This window comes from Bradyrhizobium sp. CCBAU 11434, assembly GCF_028128895.1.
Classification (GTDB): Bacteria; Pseudomonadota; Alphaproteobacteria; order Rhizobiales; family Xanthobacteraceae; genus Bradyrhizobium; species Bradyrhizobium zhengyangense.
In genome coordinates this window covers 1-7,574 of sequence record NZ_LBJX01000056.1, presented here as the reverse complement: position 1 = coordinate 7,574, position 7,574 = coordinate 1, and the positions used below count along the sequence as shown (strand labels likewise).

The following is a 7,574-nucleotide window of genomic DNA, read 5'->3' as shown; positions in this document are numbered from 1 at the left end:
GAGCTTGGCTCTGACGCAAGTTTGGTGCAACGCCGACTATTCTGCGCCGATCAACCTGGCTTGAAGCAGATCGATTTTCCCGCGACCGTACATTTGACGTCGAACGAGCTTGAGGCGTGTAATCTGACCTTCGGTCTGTCCGTTCGACCATTGTGAAGTGATTGCCGCCCGTACCGCAGCCTCATCTTTCGCGACGCCGCTGGCGAACGAGGCGACGAGGCTGGCGCGAGCGCGCTCGATCCATGGGATGAAACCCGCCTCGGTCTTGCGCCGGATCATCAGGTGGAATTCGGCGATGATCTCGCGTGCCTCGACCAGAGTTGGCACGCCAGCTTCGATCGCCGCGACCGTGACGGTTTCCGCTTTCGTGAGCAGGTCCCGCCCGATGGTCATGAGGCGAGCGATTGTTCTGGCTGAGGGAATCCGCTGAAGGTTCTTTGCATCGGCCTTTTCGGCCTGTCGTCTGCGGGTTGCCCACTCGCTGACGACGCGGAGCGAGCCGCGGAAGCCACGAGCTGCTAGGCGGCGCCAGAGTTCGGCCCCGCTTCGACAGCCGGACACCCACTGATTATCGAGCCATGGCAAATGCAGATCCAACGAACTTTGCCGGGTCCGAAAGACATCGGTGCGTTCGCCGCGGATCACCTGCCGTATCAGCTTCCTGCTATGGCCAGTCCGACGCACGATCTGCTTGATGGGTATGCCGTTCTTCGACAGTGCCAGGATGGCCGCATTGGTCTCCTCGCGGCGTAAGTAGCCCTCATACTGGAGCCGCTCGGCTGCCGTCAGCAGCTGGGGATCGATCGTGGTCGCACCGATGACAGTGCGAATCTGGCGCATCGATTTGCGGACGGCGTCAAGGAAGGCCCGACTGGCGTTCTCCATCAGATGCCAGCGGTCGGCGACCTGCACCGCGTGCGGCAAGGCTTTGGCCGCCGCTTCGCCATATCCGCCGCCACGATCGCGGGCGACGATCGCGATCGTGGGATGCGCAGCGAGCCAGGCTCGGGCGGTCGCGGGCTCACGATCCGGCAACAGGGTGACTATCCGGCGCCTTTCTAGGTTACAGATGATGCTGGCGTATCGGTGATTGCGACGCCAGGCCCAATCATCGATGCCGATAACCTTGAGCGGGTCAGCCGGCGGACGGTGACGGCGTCGGACCACGCACAGAAGCGTGTCCTTGCTCACCGGCAACATCAGCCGTTTTGCGAAGCCTGCCGCCGGTCGACCGCCAAGCGCCAGACCAAGGTGATGGACGATAGAGTCCAGCCTCGCCGTGCGTCGCGCTGATGGAGCCAATATCCCGTCGGAGAAACGCTCAGTGAAGATCTGGCGTCCGCACAGGACGGCATCGCAACGGAAGCGGCGTGCGATCACCAGGAGCTTCACGACCCGCCCCGAAAGCGGCAGATCGGTCACACGGCGCCGATAGCGGCTGTGGACACGTCGGGAAGCCGCTCCGCACAATGGACACATGCCGACGCTTCCGGACGCCCGGACCGTGATGACGGCTTTATCACCCTCGTAGCACGCACTCTCTACCACAAACCCACGCGGCACCAGACTGGAGCGGTGGAGTGCTTGCTGCATGGCGCTGATTCTCCTCCAATCAAAACGCCAGACATCCCTCGAACTGCATCAAAAGTGAGTCAGAGCCAAATTTGCAAGCCGATTGACACAAGTGGGATCTTTTCGCGGCCGCCGGCTAGTTCAAAGCATTAACCATCCCGATTTCGGCGGCAAAAAATCGAGCCGCGCCCCTTGAAACTTTCGCATCGGTTCTCATTTTTTTCGGCGACCGGGACGCCTGTAGGGTCCCGGCCGAGACGGGCGCCCGGACGGTGTCCGGAGCCTGCTCGTACCCATCTTGCTCCAAGGAGGATTTGGATATGAGGTATGATTGGACTCCCCTGTGGAGGTCGAGCATCGGATTCGACCGCCTTTTCGACGCCCTCGACGAGGTCCAGCGGACCGCCGAAGAGACCTATCCCCCCTACAACATCGAACGCATCGACGAGAACCGCTTCCAGATTTCGGTGGCGCTCGCCGGCTTTACGCCTGACGAGGTCGCGCTGACGTCCGAGCAGAACGTCCTGACCTTGGAAGGCAAGAAGTCCGAGAAGGAAGGCAAGACCTTCCTGCATCGCGGCATCTCGACCCGCAACTTCAAGCGCCAATTCACGCTCGCCGACTACATCGAGGTCAAAGGGGCCCACTTCGAGAACGGCCTGCTCGTCATCGACCTGCAGAGGGAGATCCCCGAGGCGATGAAGCCGCGCCGCATCGAGATCAACGGCGCCGCACCGAGCAACGTGACCCAAATCGAATCCAGGGCTGCCTGACCAGGCAGGCAGCCGGGTTCGATCCGAAGCCGCGCGGGTTTTCCCGCGCGGCGATCCCTCAACTCGTCTTTAGAAATGGAGCAAGCGATGCGGCCGACGACCGCCCCCGCCGACAAGGTCATGGACATCAATGCCCTGCTGCAGCCCGGCACGGCGACCGAACATCCGAGTTGCTACGATATCGTCTTGAAGCCGCGCGGACGCGGCCGGTGGAAGTGGGCCGTGCGCCGGGCTGGCGGAGAAATTCTGATGTCAGGGTCAGAGTGCAGCCGGGCGGCCGCGAGGTACAAGGCCGAGCGGGCGCTGTTTCTGCTGCTGAGCGCCAGCGCATCGCGCGCGGCGTCTGTCGGAGGAAGGGCGCCGGACTGGCTATAGGAACTCTCGACGTCACTCGCCGGTTGTCCGCCTCACGATCCCTGGAGTCGGAGGACAACCTTGGAAAGCACGATCATCGGAGAGTTCGCCACGCGGCACGAGGCCGAGCTGGCCGTCGAGCACGTCGTCCAGGAATGTGGCGTTGCGCGAGGCGACGTCTTCGTTCAGCCCGTGGGCGCCGCCAATTCGTCTGGAACACGATCGGCCGGTGCGGACGTGAAGGCTGCACCAGCGCCGGAAGGGCAGCAAAGGCTTGAAGGCGAGATCGAGGTGTCGGTAGATTTCCACGGCGACGAGCCGGACAAGATCGCCGAGGCGCTGAAGGGCGCCGGCGCGAAGACCGTTCGTACCAAGTAAGCTCTTCTGGATGGCAGGTCTCAGGCATCCCGTGACTCCGGACGGGCGCTACTTCGTCGTCCGGGGGAAACTCTGGCGGATGAGCGATCCGACCATAGCTCCCGGCGACAAGGCGCGGCTGGTGAAGCAGTTGATGGATGCGCGCCGCGCAGTGAAGACGGCCAAAGCGGCCGGAGATCCGGAAGCTGAAGCTGCAGCGCATCGGCTCGTCGATCAGACCAAGCGTGGCTTGGGTGAGCGCGGACCGGTGTGGTGGAAGGACGGCACGCCCGATTTCAATCGACACGCGGTCAAGAACACGCCGTACGCCGACTGGTACGCCGGGTCCAGGCGGCAAGCCTCAGACAATCGAAGCGCTTGCTCCCAAAGCCCAGCACCGTGACTCTGTAACGAGCGCGCTGGGGATAAGGACGCGCTCAATCGCTCGGCGGACACTCCGGGCAGGTATCACCGATGGAATCCAAGACGGAGCAGATTTCTGCGACAGCATCGGCGGGGGAGACGCCGTCGGGGTGATCGTGCCGAGCAAGCTCCAGTGCGCGTTCGCGGGCATGGGGGTCGGTCCGATCCTTTGCCCAGCCGTGCTCCTCGCATTCGTGAATCGCGCCGGCGTCCTGCAGCACGCTGATCGCCCAGCCGCGCAGCGCGCGGATCGCCGGCCGTCCTTCTTTCGTCATCAGCATCGAGATGGCTCCTGCCTGGACGAATCCTTCCGCCCGCCTGCTCGTTCCGGGCAGTTACCACGGGTCAGGGATTCGCAATCTGCAGGGCTGGGCCTTGTCCATCTGTTCCGCAGCGCTTGTGGAAAATGTTACGTCGCCGGCGCGGGATCCTCCTTCACGCCGCGGCCAACGATCCTCAACGTTCCGTCCGGAAGGGGCCGCTGTAGTTTGAGCGCCTCCTCGGCCGGCGCCGTCATCCACGTCTCGACCTCTTCTGGCGTCGTTAGGATCACCGGCATCGCCTTGGGATGGATGGCGAAGACCTCGGCGTTGGCCTCCGTCGTCAGGAACGCATAGAGATCGTTGGTCGTCTCGCCTTCCTTGACCTTCCGGACGGACGTCCAGTTGGTCCAGATCCCGGCGAAGCACGCGAGGGGGCGGGTTTCGTCGAGTGCGAACCAGATGTCGCCGCCTTCGGCCTTGTTGAACTCGCTGAAGGAGTTGAACGGCACCACGCACCGGTGCTCCGTACCCAGCCACCGCGTCCAGTGTTTGCTCTTCACGTTGCGGATGTTGGTGGTTCCGGAATCCGGCTCCATCCGGAGCAGCTCCTTGAAATCGACCTCCTTGCCCTTGGCCTGCAATTTCTCGGCACGCTTCTTCGTCGCGTCCATGAGTGCTTTCGATGACGACGGCATGCCCCAACGCGCTGTCGCGAGTTCACGCCCGTCGGCACCGGTCCGGATGATCGGTGCTCTGTGGTCCGGAAACACTCCGGGCATGGGTGCAAGATTGCCGACGTAGCGATTGACGACCCTGAAAAGGGCACTAATCGCCGCCTGGTTCGTCGTGATCGAATAAAGATTGCACATCTTTAAGCGGTCTCGGCGCCGGGAATGGCAATCGCTTTGCCGGTCGCAGTCAGTATTTGTCCTGTTGTTGGCTTCTTCGCATCCTGGTCTGCAAAGCACGACGTGATTACCTGATCGAGCCAGGGCGAGAACAGGGGTGGCCGTCCCGGCTTCAGGTCAACCATCTTTAGGGTCGCCGCTTCCACCAGGTGGCGCGCATGTAGTTCATCGCGTGCTTCGACCCACACAGTCTCCTGAATCGTAGAGGCAGACCACTTTTCGTCAGCGGCACGGATATCGATCGGAGCTAATCGGAAGAGCGTCATCGTCGCCGTTTCCCATCGCTTGCCGCTCCTGACGACGGAGCATCGGGCTTGGCATTTGTAAGGCCAACGATGAACGCCCGCTGGCGATGAGTATAGTGTTTGCCCTCGCTGCACGGTTCGCAGAACAGTGCGTCTTCCAGCATCAAGATCGGCGTCCGCGCGGGTCGTCGAATTTCACGCAGTGAAACTAGTGAAAGGCGCCGGCATCGTTTGCACTTAGCCTCAAGCAGATCGTATCCGCCGTTGATAGCCTTGCCGATCGTAGGATTCGCTTGCCGGTCGTCGACCACCGGGCGCATCTCACCAGTTGTCCACGCCCACATGAGTGCATTCCAGCCTGTCGGCTTCACGTATCTTGGCTTCTGCTGTACTGCGGATCAGCTTCGACTGCTCGAAGTAGGTGTCGTGCAGCCCGTCAGCATGACGGACGCCTTTGGCCTGAGCTTTCCTCAGATCGCCGGAGAGGGGGATAGGAATGATGCGAGGGGACATTCAGTCATGGTCGCGCTGAATCCAACTTGGGGGAAGTCGCTAGGGCTAGGGGATGAGGAAAGTATCGGTACCCGTTGTTGGTCAATGTCTTGACGCGGGGCAACAGTTAGAGCTGTAAAGTCAGCTGCCAGGCAGGCTTGAACTGTTAGAGCAATCCCAGAGTATATTGATTTTGCTTCGTTTTTCGGTCCGTCGACTTTTTTTGTGTAGCACCTCTGAGAGGCATCATAATCAAAGTAGCACGTTCCGAGCGAGGTCACCAAGAAGGCAATGCGGAGTCAGCTCACCACTTCGAAGCAGACGTCGTAGCCCGCCCCGCGAAGGTCAGCCAAGGGCCCGGAAGCGGAACTTACCTCACCGTGCAGCTAATCAACTGTCGCGCCTTTCGCTTTCTTGCGCATAGCTTGGGGTGATAGGCCGTACATTCGCAGGAATGCGCGGCGCATTCGTTCGCGGTCCAGAAAACCCGCCTCTTGCGCCACCACGTTGACCGGATGGCGTCCCTCCTCCATCATGAATCTCGCAGCCTCTAAACGAAGTAGCTCAACAGCTTTGGCCGGAGGCTGACCCGTCTCGGTCAGAAAGGCGCGGCTGAATTGACGGGGGCTAAGACCAGCGACGCCTGCTAACTCCTCGACGGAAAGGGTACTCTTGAGGTTTTGGCGGACATAGGCCAAGGCCGACTGGATGCGGTCTGACTTCGGCGTCATGTCAAGCATCGCTGAATGCTGGTTTTGCCCTCCCATGCGGATCCGATCGACGACAAGCAGCCTCGCTACCAAATTAGCCGCTCGGGGCCCCAAGTCTCTATCGATCATTGCCAGCGCTAGATCGACCGCGGCGGTCATCCCCGCGGAGGTCCAGATTGGGCCGTCATTGATGAATATCTTGTTCTCCTCCAACTTTACGTTGGGAAAGCGGGCTTTGAAGCTGGCTACTTGGCTCCAATGCGTTGTTGCACGCCGACCATGAAGAAGTCCGGCTTCAGCGAGAACATACGCACCGTTGCAGAATGAAGCGACGCGCCGCGAGGCTGTCGCGGCTGCACGGACGAATGCAATCATGTTTGCGGTGGACGGAGCAGGCATTGCGAACGATGTAATCGCGCCAACTACGATCGTGTCAAAGGCTGGATGTCCGAGGGCCTCGGTTTCAACGATCAAGCCAGAAGAAGACCGAAGAGGCCCACCTTGCTCTGACAAGAGGTGCAGGTCGTACCGCGGCGAGCCCGACGATTCCGCCGTGAGTTCGAACGCGGTTAACGCGGCGAGGTTCAGCAATTGAAAATCGTATGGGAGAATAAGGCCGATCCGATGCATAGCCGCACTCCGTGTCAAAGTGTCTGGTCGGGAATTCCTGGAGGCTCTCCACATCTGGTGTCGCCGCCGGCTCCGCTGCTGCTTGAGCCAATACGCATGCGTTCTGCACTATTTCATCCGTCTTTGCGCGAGGCACGGTTCAGATGACCTGCCTAGCCATCAACCATGCCCGTTACAAAAGGCGGCAATAATGACCTACGCCAGAACTGACAGCACGGCTACGGTCATCGAGAACTTGCTGCAGTACGAACGTGAGATGGTTATGGCTGCCTAGGTTGGCATGGTACGCAACAATCTCGTTCCGGCGCTCGGAGAAATAGCGGTGTTGTTAGTTTTGACGCTATCACACGTCGCCATTAGCTTGATCGCAATCGTGGCCGGCTTTGTTGCCGCGGTGCACCATACCGATTGCGGAATCATACCCTGCTATTTGAACGTCACCGAAGACGAACTGAACAAGATGGCCATCATGGACCCGTATCGAGCCGTGCGGATCGATGTTGATGCATTGAAGGCGAATGCGAACCTTCCCGCCGCGATAATGGTGTCCGGCGTGGTCTACGATGTCGCAAACGGGAAGATCGAAATCACGGTCCCTCCGGCGCGCCTCCGGGATGAACAGGCTCCGTAGCCGAGGCGAAGGATAGTAAAATCCCAGGGAATACAAGAACCCCATTCTGGTGACGGGCGCGGCCGCGATCTGCGCGAGCTGGCGGATGTTCACCGCCCGATCGAAGGATGTGAACGCCTGTGCCAGCCATGTCTAGAGTCTCCCTCCGGTGAGGGCCGTCTTGCCGGGTTAAGAGGAGTGCTGTGTAACAGCCCTTATGGACAGCAATAAGTTCAG

General features: G+C 60.6%; 11 protein-coding genes. 5 read left to right on the top strand and 6 right to left on the bottom strand.

The window, feature by feature from the left end; genetic code table 11:
* Positions 1-36: 36 nt before the first annotated feature.
* Positions 37-1,593: an ISL3 family transposase gene (locus XI06_RS13280; protein ID WP_237871113.1), complete on the bottom strand. Its 1,557-nt coding sequence runs from the start codon at positions 1,591-1,593 to the stop codon at positions 37-39.
* A 299-nt stretch (positions 1,594-1,892) separates the two neighbouring features.
* On the opposite strand from XI06_RS13280, the gene XI06_RS13275 reads away from it, so the two are divergent.
* The 4 genes from XI06_RS13275 to XI06_RS13260 all read left to right on the top strand — a co-directional run bounded on the left by XI06_RS13275 (position 1,893) and on the right by XI06_RS13260 (position 3,459).
* Positions 1,893-2,345 carry an Hsp20 family protein gene (locus XI06_RS13275; protein WP_237866329.1) on the top strand — a complete coding sequence of 151 codons (453 nt, stop codon included), beginning with the start codon at positions 1,893-1,895 and terminating at the stop codon, positions 2,343-2,345.
* A gap of 87 nt (positions 2,346-2,432) precedes the next feature.
* Positions 2,433-2,720: a hypothetical protein gene (locus XI06_RS13270; protein WP_237866330.1), complete on the top strand. Its 288-nt coding sequence runs from the start codon at positions 2,433-2,435 to the stop codon at positions 2,718-2,720.
* A gap of 60 nt (positions 2,721-2,780) precedes the next feature.
* Positions 2,781-3,077, top strand: a complete 297-nt coding sequence (locus tag XI06_RS13265; RefSeq protein WP_237866331.1) for a hypothetical protein — start codon at positions 2,781-2,783, stop codon at positions 3,075-3,077.
* Positions 3,078-3,156: 79 nt separating this feature from the next.
* Positions 3,157-3,459 (top strand): hypothetical protein, encoded by a 303-nt coding sequence (locus XI06_RS13260; protein WP_333909324.1) that lies wholly within the window; start codon positions 3,157-3,159, stop codon positions 3,457-3,459.
* A 34-nt stretch (positions 3,460-3,493) separates the two neighbouring features.
* On the opposite strand, the gene XI06_RS13255 is transcribed toward XI06_RS13260, so the two are convergent.
* The 5 genes from XI06_RS13255 to XI06_RS13235 all read right to left on the bottom strand — a co-directional run bounded on the left by XI06_RS13255 (position 3,494) and on the right by XI06_RS13235 (position 6,727).
* A complete protein-coding gene (locus XI06_RS13255) occupies positions 3,494-3,760 on the bottom strand; it encodes a hypothetical protein (RefSeq protein WP_237866333.1) in 267 nt (88 codons plus the stop codon).
* Positions 3,761-3,888: 128 nt separating this feature from the next.
* Complete coding sequence (locus XI06_RS13250; protein ID WP_237866334.1) at positions 3,889-4,611, bottom strand: SOS response-associated peptidase; 723 nt, start codon at positions 4,609-4,611, stop codon at positions 3,889-3,891.
* 2 nt (positions 4,612-4,613) lie between these two features.
* Positions 4,614-4,916 carry a hypothetical protein gene (locus XI06_RS13245; protein WP_237866335.1) on the bottom strand — a complete coding sequence of 101 codons (303 nt, stop codon included), beginning with the start codon at positions 4,914-4,916 and terminating at the stop codon, positions 4,614-4,616.
* A 300-nt stretch (positions 4,917-5,216) separates the two neighbouring features.
* The gene (locus XI06_RS13240; RefSeq protein WP_237866336.1) at positions 5,217-5,408 is read right to left on the bottom strand and encodes a hypothetical protein; all 192 of its coding nucleotides are present in this window, start codon (positions 5,406-5,408) and stop codon (positions 5,217-5,219) included.
* A gap of 365 nt (positions 5,409-5,773) precedes the next feature.
* Positions 5,774-6,727, bottom strand: a complete 954-nt coding sequence (locus XI06_RS13235) for a GlxA family transcriptional regulator (RefSeq protein ID WP_237866337.1) — start codon at positions 6,725-6,727, stop codon at positions 5,774-5,776.
* A 280-nt stretch (positions 6,728-7,007) separates the two neighbouring features.
* Here XI06_RS13235 and XI06_RS13230 point away from each other — a divergent pair, with 280 nt between their 5' ends.
* Complete coding sequence (locus XI06_RS13230) at positions 7,008-7,358, top strand: hypothetical protein (protein ID WP_237866338.1); 351 nt, start codon at positions 7,008-7,010, stop codon at positions 7,356-7,358.
* Positions 7,359-7,574: the final 216 nt, after the last annotated feature.